The following is a 24,346-nucleotide window of genomic DNA, read 5'->3' as shown; positions in this document are numbered from 1 at the left end:
AAACCCGGCACGCACCACCCCGACACGAGCGCACCGGACACGAGCGCACCGGGCACGAGCACACCGCCTGCGGGTGCATCGCGCACGAGCACCTCGCGCACGGAAACCCGGGCATCAGCGCGTCGGGCGCACGCACCTCACGCGGCGCGCGGGGCGGCCACCGGCCGTCCCGCGCGTCGGCGTTCCCCCGGGCAGTCGCATCCGCCGCGCCCGCGCCCGTTCCCTCACCCGTGTCGCAATTCTCCAGCGCGGCACGCCCTTTGGTGGCAGTCTGCTGAACATCAGATACGCAGAGCAACGCCAGCGACAGCCAGGCAGCCGGAGGTGCAGTTCCCGTGGCGTCCAATGTCAACCCCACCGTCAGGCGACGCAGACTGGGCATGGAGCTCCGCCGGCTGCGCGAACAGAAGGGCATGACGGCGGAGGAGGTGGCCGAGCGCCTGCTCGTCTCGCAGTCGAAGATCAGCCGCCTGGAGAACGGCCGCCGTTCCATCAGCCAGCGGGACGTACGCGATCTGTGCGGGGTGTACGAGGTGACCGACCACCGGATCGTGGACTCGCTGATGCAGATGGCGAAGGACTCGCGCCAGCAGGGCTGGTGGCACGCGTTCGGCGACATCCCGTACAGCGTCTACATCGGCCTGGAGACGGACGCCGCGTCGCTGCGCGTGTACGAGCCGCAGATCGTGCCCGGGCTGCTCCAGACCCGGTCGTACGCGCAGGCGGTCATCACGGGCGCGCTCCCGGAGGCGCCCGCCGCCGAGATCGACAAGCGGGTCAACGTCCGTACGCGCCGCCAGGACCGCATCAACGACGCCGAGAAGCCGCTGCGGCTCTGGGCGGTCATCGACGAGGGCGCGCTGCGCCGGGTCGTCGGCAGCCGCGAGCTGATGGTGGGGCAGCTGGAGGCGCTGATCGAGCAGTCGCACCTGCCGCATGTCACGGTGCAGGTGCTGCCGTTCGAGATGGGAGCGCACCCGGGGATCAGCGGGCACTACGCGATCCTGGAGTTCCCCGACGCGACGGACTCGTCGGTCGTCTACATCGAGGGCGTCACCAGCGACCTGTATCTGGAGAAGCCGAACGACGTGCAGCGGTACACGGTGATGTACGAGCACCTGCGCGCCCAGGCGCTGGGGGTGGAGCAGAGCCGGCGGTTCATCGCCCGGATCGCGAAGGATCACGCCGAGAGCGAGCCGCCCTCCTTGCCTGGATTCGGCCGGATCTGACCGATACGGCGCTGGGGAAGCCGGCACGGTACACCGGGGCCGGCTCCCGGTGGAAGGCCGGGGCACCAGAAGCCATCCGGTCGAGTGAACGGCCATGCCGGGCACGGAGGTCGGGCCGGTAGCGTCGATCACGCCAGCCTGACGGGTTGGCGTGACTGCCAGCCAGCTTCACCAGCCAGAACCGGAGCTACATCATGGCCATTATTCAGGGCGCCACGGACACCTGGACGAAGTCCTCGTACTCGGGCGGGAACGGCGCCTGCGTCGAGGTCAAGTCCCCCGTCGTCGCGTCGATCGCGGTCCGCGACTCGAAGGTCCCGGCGGGCCCGTCCATCACCTTCGTGCCGGGCGCGTGGAACGCTTTCGTCCGCGAGGTGAGCACGGGCTCCTTCTGAGCCCGGCGTCCTCCCTTTCCCCGCACCACGCGTGAGCCCTCTCGACTGGTCCGCCGTCCCGGCCGAGGGGGCTCGTCCCTGTTCTCTGACCTGTTCTCTGACCCGTCCTCTCCCTTGATCCCTCTTCCCGGTTCCTTTTCCGGCCCTTTCCGTACGGGCCATCGACATACCCGCCAGTACCCGGCAGGGTGACCCGTGAGCGAGCCGCCGGTCCCGCCTCCCCGCTCAGGACCCCCGGCACGCCCCGGGCACACCCGCACCCGCCGGTCAGCCGCGCGGGTAGCGGGCAAGCCAGGCCGGCGAGGCCGTCGAAGGGCCGTGCAGGGCCGGGCCCTGGGTCATCTCCAGCGCGAAGTCGTCGGCCAGCTCCAGCAGCGTGCCTCGGCCCTCCAGTTCGGCCAGCCACGCCGGGGGCAGGGCGGTCTCCCCGTGCAGCGCGCCCAGCAGGGCGCCGGTCAGCGCGCCCGTCACCTCCGACGGGCCGTCGTGGTTCACCGCGAGGCGCAGCCCGTGCCGTACGTCCTCGCCGACCATCGCGCAGTACACCGCGATGGCCAGGGCGTCCTCCGCCGACTCGCCGTCCGTGTCGCCCAGTGACGCGATCCGGTCCGGCGACGGCGCCCCCTCGCGTACGGCGGCCGAGGCGCGCTCCAGGGCGCCTGTCACCGGCTCGTGGCCGGGCAGGGTCGCCAGGTGCGCGGTGGCCGCCCGTACCGCCGACTCGATGTCCTGGCCGCGCGCCACCGCGTGCACCACCACCGCGTACGCCCCCGCCGACAGGTACGCGACGGGGTGGCCGTGCGTCTGTGTGGCGCACTCCACGGCGAGCTGGCACACCAGGTGCGGCTCCCAGCCGACCAGCAGCCCGAACGGCGCCGACCTCACCAGCGCGCCCCCGTCCCGCACGGCCGGGTTCTTCGGCGCGGCGGGGGTGCCCAGCACCTCGTCGGCGAGGCCCGTCAGGCAGGCGCGGGCCGGGTCGCGGCGGGTGTACAGCCACTCCTGCGCGGCGAGCCAGCCGTTGTCCTCGCGCCGCTCGTCGGGCCCCCAGTCCCGCTGGGTGGCCGCCCAGCGCAGGTACGCGCGGTGCAGGTCGGTCGGCGGGTGCCAGGCGCCCGTGTCGCGGCGCACCTGGGCGCGGATCAGGCCGTCCACGGTGAACATGGCGAGCTGGGTCGCGTACGTGACGGCGCCGCGCCGCCCGTGGGCGGGCGCCAGGTCGGTGAGCCCGTCGGCGCCGTACTCCTCGCGGATCGCCTCGACGGGAAGGCGCGCCACGCCGGCCCCGAGGGCGTCGCCGATGGCCCCGCCGAGGAGGCAGCCCCGTACGCGGGCGCGGTAGTCCTGCTGTTCGGCCCGGCCCCAGACGGCTGCCGCTGTGGTACTCACCGAGAGGCCCCTCCCCCACGACGTGGCTCCGGCGCAGCACTGTAATCGAACGGCCGCCCCGCGCAGGGCCCTTGCGCATGCGGGTTTCCCCTTACGGGCGAACCCGCCGGGAACTCCGGGGGAAGCCGCGCCGACTACTTGTCCGGGGCCGTTCTCCGGCTCCTGGGCCGTTTCGCCGGCCCGGAACGGCAGGAAGGGTCGGCAGTGGTGAGGCAACCTCGCGTGTGGTGCGGTGTCGTGGCGGTCCTGGCGGCCGCCGCGGTCGGCTGCGGACCGGGCGGTTCCGACTCCGCGTGGTCCTCCGAGGCGCCCCAGGGCGCGGGCGGCGGCGCCGGTTTCCCCGTGGACGTGACGGACTGCGAGGGGACCCGTACGACGGTCGGGGCGCCGCCCCGCGCGATCGTCACCAGCAACGCCTCCGCCCTGGAGCTGCTGCTGCGGCTCGGCGCGGGTGACAAGGTCGTCGGCACCGGCTTCCCGCCCGGCAAGGGCACCCTCCCCGGGGAGCTGGGCGAGCGGGCGCTGAAGGTCCCCGTGCTGAGCAGGACGGTCATCCCCAAGGAGAAGCTCCTCGGCTCCGGCGCCGACCTGTACATCGACACGTTCGCGTCCGCGAACCGGGGCGGCCACGGGATGGGCGACAAGCCGACGCCCGAGGAGTTCAAGGCGGCGGGCATCACCCATATGTATCTGAAGTCCACGGCGTGTCCGGGCACGGCGAAGAAGCCGCTGACCGACCTCACCCCGGTGACGGAGGACATCAGGACGCTCGGCGCCGTCACCGGTACGGGCGACAGGGCGGCCGAGCTGGTCGCCGGGATGAACCGGAAGACCGACGCCGTCCGGAAGGCCGTCGGCGCGACACCGGAGAAGGACCGGCCCACGTACTTCCTCTTCGACTACGACGCGGGCACCAAGCAGCCCGTCGCCGTCTGCAACCGGCAGATCGCCCACGCGGTCATCACCCTGGCCGGGGCGCGGAACGTCTTCGCCGACTGCGACGACACGTTCCGGCAGGTCGGCTGGGAGGACGTGGTCGCCGCGGACCCGGACTGGATCCAGCTCGCCGTACGCGACCGGGGTGACGCCGCCGCGACGGAGAAGGCGTTCGACGAGGCCCGCGCCTGGATGGAGGGCAACGCGGCGACGCGCGGCCTCAAGGCCGTCAAGGAGGACCGGTACCTGCGGATCGGCTCCGAGGCGACGACCATCGCCGGGGTGCGCAACGCCGACACCGTCGAGAAGATCGCCGCGGCGCTGTACCCGAGCAAGGTGAAGGCCGGGCGCTGATGCCGATAGCCGAAGCCGAGAAGCAGACCACCCCCGCCCGCACGGGCCCGGACCACACGCCTGGCAGGGCGCCCGGGGTCCGGCACGTGCGGGCCGGGGTACTCTCCGCCGTGCTGGGTGCGGCGCTGCTCGCCGCGCTCACGTTCGCCGTGGCGTGGGGGTCGACGGACGTGGCCCCGCGCGAGGTGTGGTCGGTGGTGCTGCGGCGGCTGTCCGGCGAGGCGCCCCGGCCGGGCACGTCGGACCTGATCGTGTGGCAGCTGAGGCTGCCGCGAGCCCTGCTGGCCGCCGTCGTCGGGGCGGGGCTCGGCCTCGTCGGCACGGCGGTGCAGGCGCTCGTACGCAACCCGCTGGCCGACCCGTACCTGCTCGGCATCTCCTCCGGGGCGTCGCTCGGCGCGGTAGGCGCGCTGGTGCTGGGCCTGGGGGCGGGCGGGGCGCTGGGGCTCGGCACGTCGGGCGCGGCGTTCGCCGGGGCGCTGGCCACGTTCGCGCTCGTGTGGCTGATCGCCCGGCGCGGGGGCGGGTTCTCGCCGCTGCGGCTGGTGCTGGCGGGCGTGGGCATCGGGCAGTTCCTGACCGGGTTCACCAGCTATCTGGTGCTCCAGGCCGGGGACGAGCAGCAGACGCAGGGCGTGCTGTTCTGGCTGATGGGCAGCCTCGGCGGGGCCAGTTGGGAGACGCTCGCCCTGCCGGCGGTGGCGGTGCCGGTGACGCTGCTGCTGCTGATGGCGCGGGCCCGGCCGCTGAACACGATGATGATGGGCGACGAGACGGCGGCGGGGCTCGGCGTGAACCCGGCGCGGCTGCGGCGGGAACTGTTCGTCGTGACGAGCGTGCTGACCGGGGTGCTGGTGGCCGTGTCCGGGGCGATCGCGTTCGTCGGGCTGATGGTGCCGCACGCGTGCCGGATGCTCGTCGGCGCCGACCACCGGCGGCTGCTGCCCGTGTCGGCGCTGTTCGGCGCGGTGCTGCTGGTCGTGGTGGACATCGTGTGCCGTACGGCGCTGGACGCGCAGGAGCTGCCCGTCGGGGTCGTCACCTCGCTGATCGGCGCGCCCGCGCTGCTGTACCTGCTGGACCGGCGGCTCGGGAGGAACGCGTGAACACGGCCGTGGACATCGCCGTCGAGGGCCTGAGCGTCGCGTACGCGGGGCGGGCCGTCGTGTCGGGCGTCCATCTGATCGCGGCGGCCGGGGAGATCGCGGGGCTCGTCGGGCCGAACGGCAGCGGCAAGTCCAGTGTGCTGCGCACCGTGTACCGGCACCTGCGGCCCGCGGCCGGACGGGTGCTGGTGGACGGGCGTGACGTGTGGGACCTGACGCCCGTGCAGGCGGCGCGGCGGGTGGCGGCGCTGCCGCAGGAACGCACCAGTGACTTCGAGCTGACGGTCGGTGACATCGTCATGATGGGCCGCACGCCGTACAAGGGGCCGTTCTCCGGGGAGGACGCCACCGACCGGGCCGTGGTGGCGGGCGTACTGGAGCGGGTCGGGATGGGCGACGCGCGGAACCGGCCGTTCTCGGCGCTGTCGGGCGGTGAGCGGCAGCGGGTACTGCTGGCGCGGGCGCTGGCGCAGGACCCCGAGGTGCTGGTGCTGGACGAGCCGACCAACCACCTGGACGTCCTGCACCAGGTCGAACTGCTGGCGCTGTTGCGGGAGCAGCGGCGGACGACACTGGTGTCGCTGCACGACCTGAACGCGGCGGCGTCCGTGTGCGACCGGCTGCACGTGCTGCACCGGGGGCGGGTGGTGGCGTCGGGGGCGCCGCGGGAGGTGCTGACGCCGGAGCTGCTGCGGGAGGTGTTCGGGGTGCGGGCCGCGGTGCTGGACCACCCCCTGACGGGCGACCCCCTGATCGCCTTCGACCACCACGCCCCGTCCCCCCTGACCAGGGGAGCGACCCCATGAGCCGCGGGCCCCACCCGGGGCGGGTGTCAGGGGGTCGCTCCTGTGGCGGCCGTCCGGGTGCGCATGGTGGCGAGGACGTCGTCGCGGTCGTAGTACACCTGGCGTCCCGACTTGCGGCGCCGCCACCCGTGGGTGTTGGCCAGCCAGTACACCGTCCCCGACGCGATGCGCCACCCGGCGGAGATGTCCTGGGCGGTCAGCCCCGCCGCCCCTGTCCCGGCGCGCCGCGGCGTCTCGTGCAGGGTGTGCCACAGCTCCGGCGACCACGTGTGCCCGCGCTCGACGGTGCACGTGATCGCCGCGCCGCCGGAGGAGGCCGGGCCGAGGCGGGCCACCAGGGTGCCGCGGCAGCCGGGGCGTACGCACGGGCCGACCACCATGCGCCGGTCGGTGTGCCCCGACAGCACACCCCACGCGGACTTGACCAGGTCGTCGGTCTCGGCCACCAGGTCCTCCGCCGCCTCGTGCCCGGCGAGCCAGCCGGAGTGGTGACTGAGGAACGCCAGCAGCGCGACCGCGTTGCGGGTGGGCGCCGGAACGCCCCGGCCCTCGCGGACCACGGCGGCCCAGCTCGCCAGCACCCCCCGGATGCGGTCCCTGACCTCGACGGCGCGACCGTTGAGCGGGATGCCGGGCGTGCCGCGCTCGCGCACCCGCTCGGCCACCCCGCGGGACGTCCGTGCCGAGCTCAGGGAGTGGGTGAGTTCGTTGTACAGCTCTCCGATCGTCACCAGGTTCATGGTGATCCGCCGACGGGTCACCTGCGCACTCGTGCTATAGGCAGGAATTGAGGCACATGGCATGGGGCATCCTCTGAGGCGTATGACGACAGCAGGAATGAGCCTGAAGGCCGGGGCTACCAGGTCGATACCAATCCGTTCCCACTCGGGGACCCCATGGACGACCCTTGACAAAAGCCCAAGACCACCAAGAGGATGGACTTCAGGTTGGCGCCTCATGCCCACTTCCGGCAGCACCTCCCGGGGGATCTCCGGACGTTTTACGTGAACAGCGCGTAAAACGATGATGAACCACCCCGGTTGATATTTCCTCAGCACATACGCCCAGGTCAGACGGGCCGTTCAGCATGCACACGGGGCGCCTCGGCGCCCCTTTCGCCGTTCCCGGACAGCACACCCGACACACCCGGCGCGCGCCCCTTTGACAGGGGGACCGCCGCGGTGTTACTCGGCATGGCCGAAAACAGCCCCGGAGCGGTATGGGGAATTCCGCCGACTCCGCATCCGGACCGATGAATTGAGGCCGACATCACTACGCGCGCGGAAACCACGGAAACCGGCTTCCGGACCGTGGACACAGTCCTTTTCGATCTCGACGGAACCCTGGTGGACACCCTGGACGACATCGTCCGCGCGGTGAACACCTCTCTGCGCGACCACGGCCTTCCCGCCCTGTCCCGCGCCGAGGTCAGGGACCGGGTGGGCGAGGGCGGTACGGCGCTGATCGAGGCGTCCGTACGCAAGTCCGGGCGCGCCGTCGGACCCGCCGTCGTGGCCCGCGCCCAGGAGGCGTACCTGACAGGCTACGCCGCCTCGCCCGCCGAGGACTCCCGGCCGTACGCGGGTGCCGTGGCGCTGCTGGAGCGGCTGCGCGCGGCGGGCGTCCGTACCGCGCTGTGCACCAACAAGGCGGGCGGCGTCACGGCCGAGCTGCTCAAGGCGCTGCGCCTCGACGGCCGGTTCGACGCGGTCGTCGCCGGGGACGGCCCCGCCGGGCGCAAGCCGTCGCCCGAACCGCTGCACCACGCGCTGCGGCTGGCCGGAGGCACGGCCGGCCTGATGGTCGGCGACAGCCGGCACGACCTCGCCGCCGCCCGCGCCGCCGGCATGCCCGCGGCCTGGGTGAGTTTCGGATACGGCCGGCCCGGCCCCGCGCAGGCGCCGGACCTCGAGGTGGCCCACCTCGACGCGCTGGAGTCCGCCGCGCACACCGCACGCATCCAGTTCCACGCGATCCGATGACCGCATCCCACTTATCCCTCGAGGAGGGAACGATGTCCGGTTCACCCGCGGACGACATTCTCCGTCTGGTCTTCTCGTTCCGCCGCCTCGCCCACGGCCCGGCCGACGGCGCCTGCGCCGCCGGGACGTGCGAGGAGTGCTTCGCGCTGCACCGGCCGAAGGTGGAGCGCTTCATCGAACAGGGCGTTCCCGTCCACTTCGTGATCCCGGCGTTCCCCGCCAAGTCGCCCAACCCGCAGAAGGTGCTCGGCACGCTCCCCGACATGGCGGAGCGGGTGTCGCTGGAGTTCCTCCAGGAGCTGTGCGACTACACCCGCCACTACTACGAGCCGGGCGCGCGGATCACCATCTGCTCCGACGGCCATGTCTTCAGCGACCTCGTCGGCGTGCCCGACGAGACCGTCCACGCGTACGGCGCCGAACTGGAGTCGCTGCTGGCGGCGATCGGCGCGGACGCGATCAACACGTACGGCCTGGAGGACGCGTTCCCCGGCTTCCCGTTCGACGAGCAGCGGGCGATGCTCACCAGCCAGTACGCCGTCCCCGTCGAGGACGTGCGGGCCCGGGCCCTCGCGGAGCCCGCCGCGCGGAACATCTTCGGCGGCATCCACCGGTTCCTGTTCGAGGACCGGATGGCCCTGAGCACCGGCCGCAGCCGCAACAGCGTCCGGGAGGAGACCAAGTCCCTGGCGTACCAGGTGATCCAGCGCAGCGACGCGTGGAGCCAGCTGGTCGAGGACTTCTTCCCCGAGGCGCTGCGGCTCTCCATCCACCCGCAGGTCAGCCACTCCCCGAAGATCGGCATCCACATGATGCGGACGAAGGACAACTGGCTGACCCCCTGGCACGGGGTGGCGCTGGACGACGGCGACGGCATCCGCCTGGTCAAGCGCCACGAGGCCGAACAGCTCGGCGCGACGCTCGTCATGCGCGGCGGCCGCGTCAGCCACTACATCGCCCCCAACGTCTCGACATCCGCCAAGCCGCTGATCGAGGAGGTCGCGTCATGACCCTGTCCCCCGACTACACCCTCACCGCCATCAAGCCGTTCGGCGCCGTCGTTCAGGCGCGGCGGGGGGGCGCCGACCTCGGCGACCTCGACATCGGCGCCGTGCGCGCGCTGGTCGGCGAGCACCGGATCATCGTCCTGCGCGGGTTCCGCCCCTGGGAGCGCAAGGAGCAGCTGGTCGAGTACGCCCGTCGCTGGGGCGACCTGCTGGCCTGGAACTTCGGCGAGGTCCTCGACCTGGAGGTGCACGCCGACCCCAAGGACTACGTGTTCACGCCGGGCCCCGTGCCGTACCACTGGGACGGGGCGTTCGCCGAGAAGACGCCCACGCACCAGGTCTTCCAGTGCGTGAAGGCGCCCGCGCGCGGCACCGGCGGCCGTACGACGTTCTGCGACACGACCATGGTGCTGGACACGCTCCCCGCCGAGAAGCGCGCCCAGTGGGAGGCGCTGACCGTCACGTACCGCAAGGAGAAGACGGCGCACTACGGCGGGCACATCACCGCGCCGCTCGTGCAGTCGCACCCGCACACCGGCGCACCGGTCATCCGGTACGCGGAGCCGCTGGCGCCCGAGGAGTTCCTCAGCCCGCTGTTCCTGGAGGTGGCGGGGCTGCCGGAGGGCACCGGCGCGGAGGAGTTCTTCGCCGACATCAGGGAGCGCCTGTACGCGGCGGACGTGATGTACGAGCACGCGTGGGAGGACGGCGACTACGTGATCACCGACAACCACGCCCTGCTGCACGGCCGCACCGCGTTCACCCAGGGGTCGCCGCGCCATCTGCGGCGCGTGCACGTCCTGTGAGGCGCGGCTCCGGCGGGCCCACGAGTACCGCCCGCTCGGCCGGCACGACCAGCACCACCCGCACCACCAGCGCCACCGGCACGTCCCGCACCACTCGCACGACGCGTACCCGCACGATCGGCACCACTCGCACCATCCGTACCGACCGGAAACCGAGAGGCGAGACTTGATGCGACCGTACTACGACGTGGTGATCATGGGTGGCGGCCCGGGAGGGTCGTCGCTCGCCGCGCTGCTCATGAAGCAGGGCGGCCTCAGCGTCGCCGTCTTCGAGAAGGAGGACTTCCCCCGCGAGCACATCGGGGAGTCCTTCGCCCATCCGCTCATACCCGTCCTGGAGGAGACGGGTGTGCTCGACAAGGTCCTGGCGAGCGACTGCTGGGTGAAGAAGTTCGGCGGCATCTTCCAGTGGCGGGGGCAGGACCCGCACGTGGCCTTCTTCGACCACTCCAACACGGTCCGCGACGGCGCCCACCGCTGGGCGATCCACGTCAACCGGTCCGAGTTCGACAAGATCCTCCTGGACCACGCCGCCGAGCTGGGCGCCGAGGTGTTCGAGGGCACGGCGGTGTCGGACTGCGCGCCGCTGCCGGACGGCCAGGGTCAGGAGGTGACCCTCAAGGACGGCAGGACCGTCCGCGCCGGGTTCTTCGTGGACGCCTCGGGCCGCCGCAACAGCATCGTCACCAAGAAGCGCCGCGAGTGGCTCTCGGGGTACCGGAACATCGCCATCTGGCAGCACTACCTCGGCGGCCGTACGACGCAGACGCTGGACGGCGACTGGAACATCTTCCGCGAGCAGGACATGTCCCCGATCGGCTGCTTCGCCTTCCGCGACGGCTGGTGCTGGTACATCCCCGTCCCGAAGGTCATCGACGGGAAGCGGGTGACCACCCACTCGATCGGCATCGTCACCGACCCGGCCATCCTCAGGCAGCCGGGCGCCGACTTCACCGACCCGGAGGTGTTCCTCCGCACGGTCAAGCAGGTGCCGAAGCTGGGCGAACTGATCCAGGACGTCACCCCGGTCGGGGACAAGATGCTGACGGCGACCAACTACTCGATGATCAACGACAAGTTCGCGGACTACGACGGGCGCTGGATCCTCCTCGGGGACGCCTCGTACTTCGTGGACCCGCTGTTCTCCTCCGGCGTCGCCTTCGCCACCAACCAGGCCCGTGCCGCCGCCGCGCTGATCCGCGAGACGCGCCGCGAGGGCCTCGGCGAGGCCGAGGTGCGGGGGCTGTGGCGGGACTACGACACCGAGTGGCACGGCATGGCCGCGTCGTTCGCGCTCTCCATCGACCAGTGGTACTACGCCATAGGCAAGGACAACCCGGACAGCGTGTACTGGAACAGCCGCGGCACCGACGGCCCGGCGGGACCCGACCACGAGACGACGTTCCACGCGCTGCTCAACACGGCGTTCACCCCGGACCTGCTCCAGGTGCTCTCCCGCGGCGAGGGCCTGGCCGCGCTCGACGTGGACGGCCCGTTCATGACCGCGTACGCCGAGGCCAACGACCTGGAGCTGGACGCCGACACGAAGGTCGCCCTCAAGGAGAACGTCACCGTCCTGACGGGGCCCGCGCTCGACATCCCCGGCTTCAAGGCGGCCATCCCGCCGGAGCCGGACCTCATGCCCGAGGAGGAGCAGAAGGCCATCGCCGCCTACTGGGACGACCCGGTCCGCAACGGCGACCTGGTCGACTCGCCGCTCGACCGGACGCTCGCCGCGCACCGGTTCGGCTTCGCCGACGACCCCGAGGGCCCGCAGGTGCGCGGCCTGGACGAGCGGGACGGCGCCGCCGACCTGTGGGAGCGGCTGCGCGGCGGCCCGGTGCTGTGGCGCGACCTGGTGCGGGGCCTCCACGACGGCCAGGAGCGGCTGCTGAAGCGGCTGCTGCACGCCGGGATGCTCGACCTGGGCACCCGCACCACCGCCTGACGGCCCCGGCCCTCGGCGGGCACGGAACAGCGCGGCACCCACAGCGCCGGAAGCACCAGGCACCGGAAGCACCACCCGTACCACTGGAGCCACCCGTACCACCGCACCACCCGTACACCGGCGAGACCGTGCCGCCGCCCGCCCCGCCCTCCCCGGGCGGCCGGGCGGCGGCGCGCGGCGCCGTCCATCACGTACCAGCAGATTGGTGAGGGTCGCATGGGCCAGAACAGCAGCGGAGGCGACGAGAGAGCGGTCGCGAAGTGGCGGGACATCGTCGGTCCCGACGCCCTCGCGTACGACGAGGCCGCCCTCGCGGAGGTCTCGCACAACACCTCGGCGTTCCCGTCGCGCCGCGTGGTCGCCGTGCTGCGGCCCTCCGACGCCGACCAGGTGGCCGGGATCGTACGGGTCGCCCGCGAGGAGAAGGTGCCGCTCCACCCGTACAGCACGGGCCGCAACTGGGGCCTCGGCTCCCGCCTCCCGGTACGGGACGGCTGCGCCCTGCTGGACCTCTCCGCGATGAACCGCATCCGGGAGGTGGACCCGGCGGGCCGGTACGCGGTCGTCGAACCCGGCGTCACCCAGCTCCAGCTCGCCGACCACCTGGCCGCCCACCACCCGGACCTGGTCGCCAACGTGACCGGCTCCTCGCCGCACTCCTCCGTGCTGGGCAACCTCCTGGAGCGCGGTACGGGCTTCCGCCGCCACCGCGCCGAGGAGGTGCGCGGCCTGGAGGTCGTGCTCGGCACCGGGCAGCGGCTGCGCACCGGCCTGTGGGCCGGGACGAGCACCCGGCAGCTGCACCACTACCCGTACGGCATCGGCCCGCAGCTCGACGGGCTGTTCCTCCAGTCGAACCTGGGCGTCGTCACGGCCGCCGCCGTGGACCTGCTGCCCCGCCAGGAGGAGCAGCGGCTCCTGATGTTCACGCTGTCCGAGTCGGCGCTGCCCGGCGTGGTGGACGCGGTGCGCGGGCTGTTCCTGCGCGGCACGCTCCGGTCGATCACCCACATCTTCAACGACAAGCGCATCCTCGCCATGACGGCCGACGACCGGGTGCCGACCTGGACCGGCGCGGTCGCCGTGGACGGTACGGCCGAGCAGGTCGCCCTCGCCGTCGCCGACGTGGAGCGCACCCTCGCCGCCGAGGGCGCCGCCGTGCGGGTCGTCGCGGAGGCGGACGCCGCCCGGCCCGGCGCCGACCCGATGGTCACGGCCATGTGGGACGTCCACTCCGGGCGGCCCACCACGGCGTTCCTGCACGGCCTGTACCAGTCGGTGCCCGGCAAGGAGGTGCCCGCCGACCCGGACGTGCTCGACGGGACGTCCGTCGGGTACCTGGCGTGCATGCCGGTCGCCGCCGTCGACGGGCGTACCGTCACCGACCTGGTGGCCGTCGTCGAGAAGACCTGCGCGGACCACGGCCTCGTCCCGGCCATCGCGGTCAACCCGACGGGACCCGACTACCTGGAGTCGGTCGTCAACCTGTACTTCGACCGCGACGACCCGGAGCAGGAGGCGTCCGCGCGCGCCTGCAACACGGAGCTGCACCGGCGGCTTTACGAGGACGGCTTCCGCTTCTACCGCGTCGGCGTGGAGACGATGGAGACCCTCACGGAGTGGGACACGGCCCCGTGGGAGGCGATATCCCTCCTGAAGGCCGCCCTCGACCCGGACGGGATCCTGTCCCCCGGCAGGTACGCCCCCCTCTCTTAGGCCCGTTCCACCTCCGGGGTGCTCCGCGCGGTTGTCGGGAGGCCGTCCGTGCTCAGCCCTGTGTTCCTCAGGGCCTCCACGCTCCCCCCTGTTCCCGGCTTCGCCGGAACGGGGGGGACCCCCACGTCCTCTCGACGCCCGCGCGCCCCTCCGGCTCCACGAGCGGCCCCGGCCGGCACCCGCCCGGCCGCCAGGAGCAGGACGCACAGCCAGGCCGCGCCCGCCGCGATGTACAGGCCGTACCGGGCGCCGTCCGCCCCGTCCGCGCGGCCCGCGAGGCCCCACGCGGCGCCCGCCAGCGCGGGGCCCATCGCGAAGCCGAGGCTGCGCGAGAGCTGCACCAGCGACCCGGCGACGCCCACGGCGCGGGGCGGGGCGGCCGTCATCACGAGGGTCTGCGTCGGCCCGCCGTACAGCCCCATCCCGGCACCGGCCAGCGCGAGCCGCCAGGCGATGTCCGCCTGCGTCCAGTGGTCGCCCGTCAGGGCCAGCAGCGTGAGGCCCAGCGCGGTGACGCACGCCCCGGCCAGCGCCGTGGGGCGGGCGCCCACCTTGTCGGCGAGGCGTCCGCCGAGCGGCCCCATCAGCCCCATGGCCAGCGGGAACGCCAGTACGGTCAGGCCGGTCGCCGTCGCGGAGAGGCCGCTGTCGCTCTGGAGCCGCAGCGCGACCACGTAGTGCATGGCGGCGAACCCCGCCGCGAGCGCGAACACCGCCCCGTACACCCCGCCCACGCCCGACGCGCGGACCACGTCCAGGACCGGGCGGGCGGCGGGGCGGCGCGACCACCACACGAGCGGCGGCAGCGCGGCGAGGCCCAGCAGCAGCCAGGCCGGCACCTCGGGCGCCAGGGTCAGGCCGAGGAGCAGCGCGGCGACGGCTCCGCCGACGAGCGCCGCGTCGGCGAGGGGCTGCCTGCCGGGTGCCGTGAGCCCGCCGCGCCGGGGCAGTACGCGCGCCACGACGACCAGGGCGACCAGGCACACCGGAAGCTTGACCAGCAGGACCGCACGCCAGCCGAACGCGTCCAGCAGGACACCGCCGACGGCGGGACCGGTGACGGCGCCCAGCGGGCCGAGCGTCGCGGGCACGCTCATCGCGCGGCCCCGCATCGACGGCGGCACGGCCCGCATCACCAGGACGGGCATCAGGACGAACAGCAGCGCGCCGAAGACGCCCTGCGCGACCCGGGCGGCGGCCAGCCACGCCATCCACGGGGCGAGCGCGGCGAGCATCCCGCACACCGAGAACCCGGAGACCGCCAGCAGCAGCGCGGGCCGCAGCCCGACACCGCCGCCGGAGCCGTCCGGGCCCCGGGAGCCGGGTCCTCCCCTGCCCCCGTCCAGCCAGCGGCCCGCGGGCAGCAGCAGCGACACGACGGCGAGCTGGTAGCCGAGGACCGCCCACTGCGCCATCGACGGGGAGACGTCCAGGTCGGCGGATATGGTGGCCAGCGCGATATTGACGACGTTCATATCCAGCATTGCCGTGAACGACAGCGCGCCCGCGATGGCGACGAGGACCCAGGGACTGCGCCCGCCCGTTAACGCGTTCTCCGGAGTGTCCGGCTTCTCCGGGCCCGCTGCGCAATCCCGTTGGTCGTGCCGCATTGCTCGGTCCTTTCGTCTCCGCCGTCGTACGGCGGGCTTCATTTCCATGGTCGCAGGTGACGCGTGACGGATTTCCCGGCTTATCGGAGGGGCCCTACCGGACACGGCGGCCGGAAACAGTCGCTCCAGGGCGGGTGTTGGCCGGAAACGCGGCGGAGACTTTCTCCAGGTAGTCGGCCCGCGGCACGCACGGGTTCCCGGCGCGGAACGGGAGAATACTCACGTGCGGCATCCCCGCCGAGCCGGGTGGATTCCCCGGATTTCCGTGCCAGCATGAGTGCCCGGGCCGAGGGAGATCTCCGATTCCCCTGACCGGCCCATCCCTTGTCGGCCCGTCAGCCGCGTGTCCGGGCCATCCCCCGTACCGGGATTCGTGGCTGGCGGGCGCTTGTTTCAGGAGCGGAACGCCATGAAGGATGCCCGGCCCGAACAGGCCGCCCCCGACCGCCCGACCGCCTCCCCGCGCGGGCCACTGCCGGGCCTGACCGGGTTCCTGGCCCTGCTCGTGGCCCTGTTCGCCGTGTCGTACGCGGTCGGCTCGCTCGCCGGGCCCGTCGCCCCCGGCCTCCACCCGGGCAACACCGCCCCCGCCGGGACGTCCGGCGAGGACGGCGGGGCGGACGACATGGGCGGCATGGGCGGCATGGACATGGAGGGGATGGACCGATGACCGCTCCCGGACCCGTGGCGTCCGCCACGACCACCACCGACCTCATCATCGGCGGCATGACGTGCGGGGCGTGCGTCGCCCGCGTCGAGAAGGGACTCGCGAAGCTGGAGGGCGTGGTCGCCTCGGTCAACCTGGCCACGCACACCGCCCGCGTCACGCACCCGCCGACGTACACCGTCCCCGACCTGATCGCCGCCGTCGAGCGGTCCGGGTTCACCGCCGAGCCGCCCGCCCCGCCGAAGGCCGAGGAGGAGCCGGAGGCCGCGCGGCAGGAGCGCCGCGAGCAGGAGGCCGACGCCGATCTGGCGGCCCAGCGGCAACGCATGTGGATCACCGTCGCACTCTCCGTGCCGGTACTCGCCCTGTCGATGATCCCCGCCCTCCAGTTCAGCAACTGGCAGTGGCTGTGCTTCGCGCTGACCGCGCCCGTCGTCTTCTGGAGCACCTGGCCGTGCCATGTGAAGGCGGTACGGGGCCTGCGGCACGCCGCGTCCACCATGGACACGCTCGTCTCGCTGGGCACCGTCGCGGCGTTCGCCTGGTCCACGTACGCGCTGTTCCTCGGCGGCGCGGGCATGCCGGACATGACGATGCCGTTCAGCCTGCTGCCGTCCCCGTCGGCGGACGTGGCGCACGTCTACCTGGAAGCGGCCGTCGCCGTACCGATGTTCGTGCTGACCGGCCGGTACCTGGAGGCCCGCGCCAAGCGCGGCACGGGCGCCGCGCTGCGGTCGCTCGCCCGGCTGGCCGCGAAGGACGTCGCCGTACGCTGCGAGAAGTCCGGCCGCGAGCGGCGCGTCCCGATCGAGCAGCTGCGGGTCGGGCAGGTCTTCGTCGTACGGCCCGGTGAGAAGGTCGCCACGGACGGTGTCGTCGTCGAGGGCAGCTCGGCGCTCGACCTGTCGCTGGTGACCGGCGAGAGCGACCCCGTCGAGGTGGGCCCCGGCTCCCCCGCCGTCGGCGCCGCCGTCAACGCGGGCGGGCTGCTCCTCGTACGGGCCACGGCCGTCGGCGAGGACACGCAGCTGGCCCGCATCACCAGGCTGGTGACCGACGCGCTCGCCGGGAAGGCCAGGGCGCAGCGCGTCGCCGACCAGGTCGCCGGGGTGTTCGTGCCGGTCGTGCTGGCGCTGGCGGTGACCGTGCTCGGCTTCTGGCTGGGCGCCGGGGCCGACGCGCAGATCGCCGTGACCGTCGCCGTGTCCGTGCTGGTCGTCGCCTGCCCGTGCGCGCTGGGCCTCGCCACGCCGACGGCCCTGCTGGCCGCCACCGGGCGCGGCGCGCAGCTGGGCATCCTCGTCAACGGGCCACGCGCCCTGGAGACGCTGCGCAACGTCGACACGGTCGTCCTCGACAAGACCGGCACGCTCACCACCGGCAAGCTGAAGGTCACCGGGGTCACCCCGCTGGGCGGGGCGCACCGCGACGACGAGCGGCGCGCGGTGCTGCGGCTGGCGGCCGCCGTGGAGCGGGGTTCCGACCATCCGCTGGGCCGGGCCGTCGTGGCGTACGCGCACCGCACGCTCGGCGAGGACGCGCTGCCCGACGTGGCGGACTTCGCGTCCACGACCGGGGTCGGGGTCGCGGGCCGGGTCGAGGGGCGGCGCGTCGAGGTGTGCGCGCCGGGCGACGAGGTGCTGCCGGAGCCGCTGGCCGGGGCGCTCACCGCCGCCGAGGAGGCCGCGCACACGCCGGTCCTGGTGAAGGTGGACGGCACGGCGCAGGCGGTGATCGCGCTGGGCGACACGCTGCGCCCCGGCGCGTACCGGGCGGTGGAGCGGATGCGGCGCCTGGGCCTGCGGCCCGTGCTGGCGACCGGCGACCGTGACGCCACGGCGCGGGCGGTCGCGGCGGAGCTGGGCATCCCGGAGGCGGACGTCCACGCGCGGTGCACCCCGGAGGGCAAGGCGGCGCTGGTGGCCGGGCTGAAGGCGGACGGCCGGCGGGTCGCCGTCATCGGCGACGGCGTCAACGACACGGTCGCCCTGGCCGGGGCGGATCTGGGCGTCGCCATGGGCGGCGGTACGGACGCGGCGATCGGCGCCGCCGACGTGACGCTGGTCCGGGAGGACATCGAGGCCGTCGCGGACGCGGTGCTGCTGGCCCGCCGCACGCTCGGCACCATCCGGATGAACCTGGTGTGGGCGTTCGGGTACAACGTGGTCACCATCCCGCTGGCGGCGACCGGCTGGCTCAACCCGATGGTCGCGTCGGCGGCCATGTCGGTCAGCTCGGTCATCGTCGTCACCAACAGCCTGCGGCTGCGCGGCTGGCAGCCGAGGCGGTCCGCCCGGCCCGCGCGGCCCGGCCGCCCGTCTGTTCCGGCCCGGACCCCTTCGGAGGCACACGCGTGAGAACCCGAGCCCTGCGAGACCGGGTGGAGCCGTTCCTGCCCGCGCTGTCCGCCGTCGTGGCGAGCGCCCTCGCCCTCGGCGGGCTCACCGCCTGGACGGCGGCGGGCGCGGCGGGCAGCCCGGCGGAACTGTCGGTCACCCACGCGCGGGTCCTCCAGCCCTTCCCCGGGCGGGCGTCGACGGCGGTGGTGTTCACCGTGCGGAACGAGGGCGCCGCCGACGACCGGCTGCTGGCGGTGACGTCCCCGGCGGTGAACTCCGCGATGCTGTCCCAGGACGCGGACGCGGGGCAGGCGGCGGCGCGGATGCGGATGATCGGCTCGGCGCCGGTGCCCGCTCGGGGGGCGCTGGAGATGACGCCGTACGGCACGGACGTGATGGTGGAGCTGCGCGAGCCGGTGCGGCTGGGCGAGCGGGGGCCGTTCACCCTCCACTTCCAGCAGAGCCCGCCCCTGAACGTCGAGGCCCTGGTGGTCCGCCACTCGGAGTGGTCCTACCCGTAGCCCTCCCGCGCGGGCCGCACCCCGGGCCCCGCGGGGGTGCGGCCCCGGCGGGGGTCAGGCTGTGGTGCGGGGCGCGGGGCGGTGGGTGAGGGACTCCTCGAAGAACGTCAGGGCCTGGCGGTGGTACGCCGCGGCCGCCCACCCGAGGCTCAGGTAGTACCCCGCCGCCGGCTGCCGCGCCACCTGCACCCTCGGCGCGCCCGTGAAGTGGGCGGTCAGCTCCGCCAGCGCCTCGGCGTCGTGCCGCCACCGCCCGTCGTGCTCGGCGAACGTCAGCCGTACCGGCACCTCCACCCGCGCCGCGACGCCCGCGAAGTCCCGGGGCCAGCGCACCGCCTGGGACACCTCAGCCGGGGGCCGCTCGCACATCAGGTCCACCCCCGCCGCGAACGTACCCGGCGGGTACAGGCTCGGCGGCCCCCACAGCGACGGCGCCTCCCCCGGCACGCACACGTTCCGGTGCCCGCATCCCGAGAGGTCGAGGCCCACCAGCCGGTCGTGGAAGCCCCGCGCGGCCGCCGCCAGCGCGACCTGCGCCCCGAAGGAGTGGCCGAGCAGCAGCACGCCGGGCCCGACCGCGTACCGGGCGGCGAAGTCGGCGAACGCCGCCCGTACGAGATCGGCCTGCTCGTCCCGGTCGGCGCCGTCCGGCAGGTGGGGCGCGGACGCGCCGTAGCCGGGTCTGTCGAGGGCCAGGACCGTGAAGCCGAGGCGTGCCCCCAGGGCCAGCAGGGACGCGCCCGGGTGCGCCCGGCCGTCGAAGTAGCCCGCCGTCATCCCCCCGCCGTGCAGCGCGAGCACCGTTCCCCGCGGCTCCCCGGCCGCCTCGGCGAGCAGGCCGGACAGCGGCAGGCCGCCGGCGTCCAGCGCGATGCGCACGGCCGCGCGGGACGGGGGTGTGTGTGGCATGGGTCCTCCTGTTCTCGATGGCGGGCTGAGGCATGGGGGGCACCGGGCCCGGGGTGATGTGGTTCCCCCGGGCCCGGTGGTGAGGCGGTTCCGGCGTACGCCGGGTCACGGGTCCGCTGTGGTGGTGGGCGTCGGGGACGCCTGGGGGGTGTCCGGCTGCGACAGGAAGCGGTGGCCCCGCAGCTTCTCCTCCGCCGTCTGCTCCACGCGGTTCATGGCGTACCGCAGCAGGGGCGGCGCCATCAGGGACGTGAGGACGGCGACGAGGACGACGATCGAGTACATCTCCACGGTCAGCAGGCCCAGCCGTACGCCGATCAGGGCGATGATCACCTCGATGACGCCGCGCGCGTTGATGCCCGCGCCCAGGGCGAGCGACTCCCAGCGGTTCATACGGGTGGTGAGCCCGCCCAGGAACGCGCCGAGGAACTTGCCGAGGACGGCCACCGCGAACACCGCTAGACCCCACAGGGCGACCTCCGGGTCGATGAGCGACGTGAGGTCCATGCGCAGTCCGGCGGTCGCGAAGAACAGCGGCGCGAGGACGGCCATGATCGTCGTGTTGAGCGGGGCGAGGGACGCCGTGTCGAAGTCCTTCGTCCCGCCGATGAGGATGCCGCAGAAGAACGCGCCGAGCGCGGCCTCAAGACCGAGGGCGTGGGTGCCCGCGGCGGACAGCATCATCAGGACGACGGCGGTGACGACGGGCAGCCCGGGCACGTCGGCCCGTGCCGAGGCGCGCATCGCGGCGCCGATGAGCCACCGGCCCACCGTCACGGTGACGAGCATGAGCACGCCGACCTCACCGAGCGTGGTGAGCACCTCCCCGGCGTAGAGGCCGGTGGTGGCCATGGCGGCGATCAGCGACAGCAGCACCCAGCCGACGGCGTCGTCGATGGTGACGGCGACGAGGATCATCTGGCCGACGTCCCGGTGGATGAGCTTCATGTCGATGAGCGTGCGGGCGATGACGGGGATCGCGCTGACGCACATGACGACGCCGACGAACAGCGCGAACACCGTCTGGTCGGCGCCGGGCGCGCGCAGCTGGGCGGGCAGGACGAAGCCGAGCCAGGCGCCGAGGACGAGCGGGACGAGGAGGCCCGCGGCGCCGACCCCCGCGGCGCGGGCGCCCTGGCGGCGGACGAGTTTCAGGTCGAGGTGGATGCCGCTGAAGCCGACGAGCAGGATGACGCCGAACTGGCCGACCGCGTCGAGGAGATGCATGTGCTCGGCGCTCTGCGGGAACAGCCAGTTGCCGACACCGGGCGCGACATGGAACAGCAGGGACGGGCCGAGGAGCACACCGGCCGTGAGCTCCCCGACGACCGCGGGCATGCCCAGCCGTTCGGCGAGGCGCCCGAGGAGCAGCGCGCACAGCAGCAGGACGCCCACCTGGAGCAGCAGCACCATCAGGGCGTGACTGGGGAGGGGCTCGACCACCGAGGCGGCCACGGACATGAGCGGTACTCCTTTTCCGTACGACGTCTCGGGAGCGCGGCCCGGCCCGTGTGACGGGCTCGTCACACGGGCCGGGCCGCGGTGGTGCCGTGGTGCGTTCGTGCGGTGGTGCGGCCGTGCCCTGGAGCGGTGGTGCCGTGGTGCGGTCGTGCGGTGGTGCGGCCGTACCGTGGTGCGCGTGTCCCCGGGGACCGGGGACGGTGGTGCGTCAGGCCGCCTCGGCGGACCTCGTGCCGGGGCCGTCGCCGGGCCGCGTGCCGGTGCCGCTGCCGTCGCCGACCGCCTCGAAGTGGCTCGGCCGGCCGTCCCGGTGGATCTCGCGGCCAAGCTTCTCGGCATCCCGGCGGTGCATCAACTCCCAGGTGCCGTCCGTGTGGTGGAACAGCACGGAGTGCCACGGCGTGGTCCACGCGTCGGCGGCTCCGAGGAGGCGGATGCCGAACTTCACGGAGCCCCGGTTCTGCGGGTGGATGGACAGCCTGACGTTGCGCGGATAGCTCTCGGCGATCAGCTCGCTCCACGCGCGGCTGCGGAGGATGACCTCGTACGCCCTGCGGCGGCAGTCGCGCTGGAGCGCGGAGCGCGAGCCCTCCCAGCCGGCGGTGTCCTCGACGAGGAACCGGGTGATGCCGCGGTACATGCGCAGCGTGGACTCGTCCTCGCGGACCTCGGCGCGCAGCTCCTCCAGCGTCGGGCCGAGGGTCTCGGCGGCGAGCTTGCGCTTCTCGTCGTACGAGAGGGCGGGGCCGTAGCAGTCACGCAGGTCGAACGTGTCGAGGTGGTCGGCGAGGCCCTCGGCGTGGATCATCTCGAGCAGCGCGTCGTTGTACGCGTCGATGTGCTCGTCGGGTACGCGGATGACGTCGCCGAAGATATGACCGTCGGAGCAGATCAGGACACGCGCGCCGGGCGCGTGGACCTTCTCGATGTCGGCGCACAGCGAGTCGAGGAAGCGCAGGGCGAGCCGCTCGCCGTGGTCGGGCAGGTGCCCGAAGACCTTGTCCGTGTTGGGGGACTTGCAGGGGAAGCCGGGCAGGCTGAAGATGACCTGTTCGTCCTTGGCGACGAAGTCGGCTATCTGCTGCAGCTGTTCGGGGAAGTGGCCGGGGATGTCGAGATGGGTGTCGGGCTCCACCGTGCGGCGGTGCGGAATGAGGAGCCGCACGATCTCCTCGCTGATGCGCGCGACCTCGGGCGTCAGGGCGGTGGTGGTGACGGACTCGGACATGGGTAATCGGCTCGCTTCCGTGTTTCGTGGGGCTGGGAGCAGTGGTCCTGGGGGCGGCCCGGCGGCGGGCGCCGGGCGCGGCTCGTACGGCACGCGGGGATCTGCCCGTCAGTGCTGTACGGGGCAGCCGCCGCGGGGGGCGGCGTCGTCCGGCGGGCCGTAGGCGACGGGCAGTTCGTTGACGCCGCGGGCGAGGACGGCGCCCACCCAGACGAGGTCCTCGTCCGGGACGGCGAGGCGGATCTGCGGGAGCCGGGTGAGCAGCGCCCGGAGGGCGATCTGCAGCTCGACGCGGGCGAGGGCCGCGCCGGGGCAGAAGTGGATGCCGTGCCCGAACGCCAGGTGCGGGTTGGGCGTGCGGTCGAGGTCGAGGGTGTCGGCGTCGGGGAACCGCTCGGGGTCGCGGTTGGCGGCGCACAGCGACACGATGACCGAGTCACCGGCCGGGACGGTGGTGCCGAAGAGGTCGGAGTCCTCGGCGAAGAACCGCCAGGTGGTCAGCTCGAAGGCGCTGTCGTAGCGGAGGAGTTCCTCGACGGCGCGGGCGAGCAGCGCCCGGTCGGCGTCGCTCATGTCGCCGGTGACGGCCTCCTGGAGCCGCCGCAGCTCGGCGGGGTGGCGCAGGAGGGCGACGAGGGCGGTGGTGATCTGGTTGGTGACCGGTTCCTGTCCGGCGACGAGGAGCTGGAAGACGATGGAGTCCTGCTCCTCCTTGGTGATCTCACCGGCGTCGTGGGCCCGTACGAGCTTGGTGAGCAGGTCGTCGTCGGGGTGGGTGCGCTTGTGCTCGACGACTTCGGCGATGTAGCTCTGCAGGCCGCGCAGACGGCCCTCGTACACGGGCCGCTGCGGGTCGGCGGGGCCGACGGGCTGGACGACCTTGCCCCAGTCGCGGTCGAAGCGGGCGGCGATCGGCGCGGGCAGGCCGATGACCTCGGCGAGGACGCGGAAGGGGAAGTGCGCGGCGAAGGCGCTGACGACGTCCACGACGCCGCTGTCGGGGGCGTTGGTGGGGCCGGTGGTGGGTGTGCCGGCTGTGCCGAGGGCGGCGTCGAGGAGTTCGGTGGCGAGCCGCTCGAAGCGGGCCCGCTTCCGCTCCACGTTGCGCGGGGTGAACGCCTCCGTGACCAGCTTCCGCATCACGGTGTGCTTCGGCGGGTCCTGGTGCAGCAGGTGCACCTGGAGCTGGGAGTGCTGCGGCTCCGGCATGATCGCGGCGCGTTCGCGCCAGGCGCTGTTGCCGAGGTCGTGGTTCTTGCCGAGGCGGTCGTCGGTGAGGGCGCTCTGCGCCGCCTCGTACCCGGTGACCAGCCACGCGTTGACGCCGCTGGGGAAGTTGACCCGGTGGACGGGGCCCTCGTCGCGGAGCTTCCGGTACAGCGGGTACGGGTCGGTCTTGTACTCCTTGCCGTAGAGGGGCAGCGGTTCGGAACTCGGCATGGCGTGGGGCTTCCTTCCTGGTGGGCGGTTCTGCCCCCGAGCGGGGGCGGTGGTGCGCGGGGCTCCGGACACGCGGAAGCCCCGGAGCGCGGCGGCTCCGGGGCTCCTGGGTGCGGGGCTCCTGGGTGGTGCGGCTCCGGAGCCGCGGTGGGCTTCGGGGGACGGGCTCGTGGGGCCGGGGGCCGCGGGCAGGGGGCTCGTGCCCGGACGCGCGGGGCGTCGGGCGGCGGGGGTGCCTTTTCGGCGGGAGAAAGGGGCGGTGGTGCGCGCGGGCCGGCCTGCCGGGCGGGCCGCCGGGGGCTTCACGGAACCCCCGCCGCGCGTTCGCGGGACCGTTCGTGAACCGGGAACGTGTACAAGTCACCAACCGTCGGTGAGTATTCTTGGCGCCTGGTCGACATGTCAAGTGAGAACTGTTCAATCATCAACTCGAACAACTATGACCAGAATCGATCAAACAACTGGCCAAAATGGCCGCCACAGTCGCCTGGTTCATC

General features: G+C 73.3%; 20 protein-coding genes. 13 read left to right on the top strand and 7 right to left on the bottom strand.

Annotated features, from left to right (window positions below):
- Positions 1-335: 335 nt before the first annotated feature.
- Together J116_RS16180 and J116_RS28620 are read left to right on the top strand one after the other, a co-directional pair.
- Positions 336-1,229, top strand: coding sequence for a helix-turn-helix domain-containing protein (locus tag J116_RS16180; RefSeq protein WP_037946738.1), 894 nt, complete (start codon positions 336-338; stop codon positions 1,227-1,229).
- Between the two features lie 194 nt (positions 1,230-1,423).
- Positions 1,424-1,624 (top strand): DUF397 domain-containing protein, encoded by a 201-nt coding sequence (locus J116_RS28620; protein ID WP_023588115.1) that lies wholly within the window; start codon positions 1,424-1,426, stop codon positions 1,622-1,624.
- Positions 1,625-1,891: 267 nt separating this feature from the next.
- Here J116_RS28620 and J116_RS16175 read toward each other — a convergent pair whose 3' ends face one another.
- On the bottom strand, positions 1,892-3,013 hold the full coding sequence (locus tag J116_RS16175) for an ADP-ribosylglycohydrolase family protein (protein WP_023588114.1): 1,122 nt from the start codon (positions 3,011-3,013) through the stop codon (positions 1,892-1,894).
- Between the two features lie 207 nt (positions 3,014-3,220).
- On the opposite strand from J116_RS16175, the gene J116_RS16170 reads away from it, so the two are divergent.
- Genes J116_RS16170 through J116_RS16160 form a run of 3 tightly spaced genes read left to right on the top strand, consistent with a single transcriptional unit; the run spans position 3,221 to position 6,215 of the window.
- Positions 3,221-4,303, top strand: a complete 1,083-nt coding sequence (locus J116_RS16170) for an ABC transporter substrate-binding protein (RefSeq protein ID WP_235617354.1) — start codon at positions 3,221-3,223, stop codon at positions 4,301-4,303.
- Positions 4,303-5,409 carry a FecCD family ABC transporter permease gene (locus tag J116_RS16165; protein WP_023588112.1) on the top strand — a complete coding sequence of 369 codons (1,107 nt, stop codon included), beginning with the start codon at positions 4,303-4,305 and terminating at the stop codon, positions 5,407-5,409. Before J116_RS16170 ends, J116_RS16165 begins: the two co-directional genes overlap by 1 nt.
- A complete protein-coding gene (locus tag J116_RS16160) occupies positions 5,406-6,215 on the top strand; it encodes an ABC transporter ATP-binding protein (protein ID WP_023588111.1) in 810 nt (269 codons plus the stop codon). The genes J116_RS16165 and J116_RS16160 overlap by 4 nt, the downstream gene beginning before the upstream one ends.
- A 26-nt stretch (positions 6,216-6,241) precedes the next feature.
- Here J116_RS16160 and J116_RS30440 read toward each other — a convergent pair whose 3' ends face one another.
- Positions 6,242-6,946 carry a hypothetical protein gene (locus tag J116_RS30440; protein ID WP_201258812.1) on the bottom strand — a complete coding sequence of 235 codons (705 nt, stop codon included), beginning with the start codon at positions 6,944-6,946 and terminating at the stop codon, positions 6,242-6,244.
- A 579-nt stretch (positions 6,947-7,525) separates the two neighbouring features.
- On the opposite strand from J116_RS30440, the gene J116_RS16150 reads away from it, so the two are divergent.
- From J116_RS16150 to J116_RS16130, 5 genes are all read left to right on the top strand, one after another.
- Positions 7,526-8,197: an HAD-IA family hydrolase gene (locus J116_RS16150; protein WP_023588109.1), complete on the top strand. Its 672-nt coding sequence runs from the start codon at positions 7,526-7,528 to the stop codon at positions 8,195-8,197.
- Between the two features lie 32 nt (positions 8,198-8,229).
- Positions 8,230-9,207: an L-tyrosine/L-tryptophan isonitrile synthase family protein gene (locus J116_RS16145; protein WP_028964123.1), complete on the top strand. Its 978-nt coding sequence runs from the start codon at positions 8,230-8,232 to the stop codon at positions 9,205-9,207.
- Positions 9,204-10,010: a TauD/TfdA dioxygenase family protein gene (locus J116_RS16140; protein WP_023588107.1), complete on the top strand. Its 807-nt coding sequence runs from the start codon at positions 9,204-9,206 to the stop codon at positions 10,008-10,010. Before J116_RS16145 ends, J116_RS16140 begins: the two co-directional genes overlap by 4 nt.
- Positions 10,011-10,179: 169 nt before the next feature.
- Positions 10,180-11,958 (top strand): NAD(P)/FAD-dependent oxidoreductase, encoded by a 1,779-nt coding sequence (locus J116_RS16135; protein WP_079147748.1) that lies wholly within the window; start codon positions 10,180-10,182, stop codon positions 11,956-11,958.
- A gap of 216 nt (positions 11,959-12,174) precedes the next feature.
- Positions 12,175-13,674 (top strand): FAD-binding oxidoreductase, encoded by a 1,500-nt coding sequence (locus tag J116_RS16130; RefSeq protein WP_028964121.1) that lies wholly within the window; start codon positions 12,175-12,177, stop codon positions 13,672-13,674.
- Here J116_RS16130 and J116_RS16125 read toward each other — a convergent pair.
- On the bottom strand, positions 13,671-15,149 hold the full coding sequence (locus J116_RS16125; protein WP_235617353.1) for an MFS transporter: 1,479 nt from the start codon (positions 15,147-15,149) through the stop codon (positions 13,671-13,673). The genes J116_RS16130 and J116_RS16125 overlap by 4 nt on opposite strands.
- Positions 15,150-15,693: 544 nt before the next feature.
- Between J116_RS16125 and J116_RS16120 the strand changes: the two genes are divergently transcribed.
- Genes J116_RS16120 through J116_RS16110 form a run of 3 tightly spaced genes read left to right on the top strand, consistent with a single transcriptional unit; the run spans position 15,694 to position 18,811 of the window.
- Complete coding sequence (locus J116_RS16120; RefSeq protein WP_037946734.1) at positions 15,694-15,954, top strand: hypothetical protein; 261 nt, start codon at positions 15,694-15,696, stop codon at positions 15,952-15,954.
- Positions 15,951-18,308: a heavy metal translocating P-type ATPase gene (locus J116_RS16115; protein WP_023588105.1), complete on the top strand. Its 2,358-nt coding sequence runs from the start codon at positions 15,951-15,953 to the stop codon at positions 18,306-18,308. The genes J116_RS16120 and J116_RS16115 overlap by 4 nt, the downstream gene beginning before the upstream one ends.
- Entirely contained in the window at positions 18,305-18,811 is a 507-nt protein-coding gene (locus J116_RS16110) for a copper chaperone PCu(A)C (RefSeq protein ID WP_069818302.1), read from the top strand. The genes J116_RS16115 and J116_RS16110 overlap by 4 nt, the downstream gene beginning before the upstream one ends.
- A 54-nt stretch (positions 18,812-18,865) precedes the next feature.
- On the opposite strand, the gene J116_RS16105 is transcribed toward J116_RS16110, so the two are convergent.
- The 4 genes from J116_RS16105 to J116_RS16090 all read right to left on the bottom strand — a co-directional run bounded on the left by J116_RS16105 (position 18,866) and on the right by J116_RS16090 (position 23,849).
- Positions 18,866-19,720: an alpha/beta hydrolase gene (locus J116_RS16105; protein ID WP_023588103.1), complete on the bottom strand. Its 855-nt coding sequence runs from the start codon at positions 19,718-19,720 to the stop codon at positions 18,866-18,868.
- 105 nt (positions 19,721-19,825) lie between these two features.
- Positions 19,826-21,181 (bottom strand): cation:proton antiporter, encoded by a 1,356-nt coding sequence (locus J116_RS16100; RefSeq protein WP_023588102.1) that lies wholly within the window; start codon positions 21,179-21,181, stop codon positions 19,826-19,828.
- Positions 21,182-21,389: 208 nt separating this feature from the next.
- On the bottom strand, positions 21,390-22,409 hold the full coding sequence (locus J116_RS16095) for an L-tyrosine/L-tryptophan isonitrile synthase family protein (RefSeq protein ID WP_023588101.1): 1,020 nt from the start codon (positions 22,407-22,409) through the stop codon (positions 21,390-21,392).
- Positions 22,410-22,517: 108 nt separating this feature from the next.
- The gene (locus J116_RS16090; protein ID WP_023588100.1) at positions 22,518-23,849 is read right to left on the bottom strand and encodes a cytochrome P450 family protein; all 1,332 of its coding nucleotides are present in this window, start codon (positions 23,847-23,849) and stop codon (positions 22,518-22,520) included.
- Positions 23,850-24,346: the final 497 nt, after the last annotated feature.

The organism is Streptomyces thermolilacinus SPC6 (assembly GCF_000478605.2).
Taxonomy (GTDB): domain Bacteria; phylum Actinomycetota; class Actinomycetes; order Streptomycetales; family Streptomycetaceae; genus Streptomyces; species Streptomyces thermolilacinus.
This window is presented reverse-complemented; position numbering and strand designations above follow the sequence as displayed.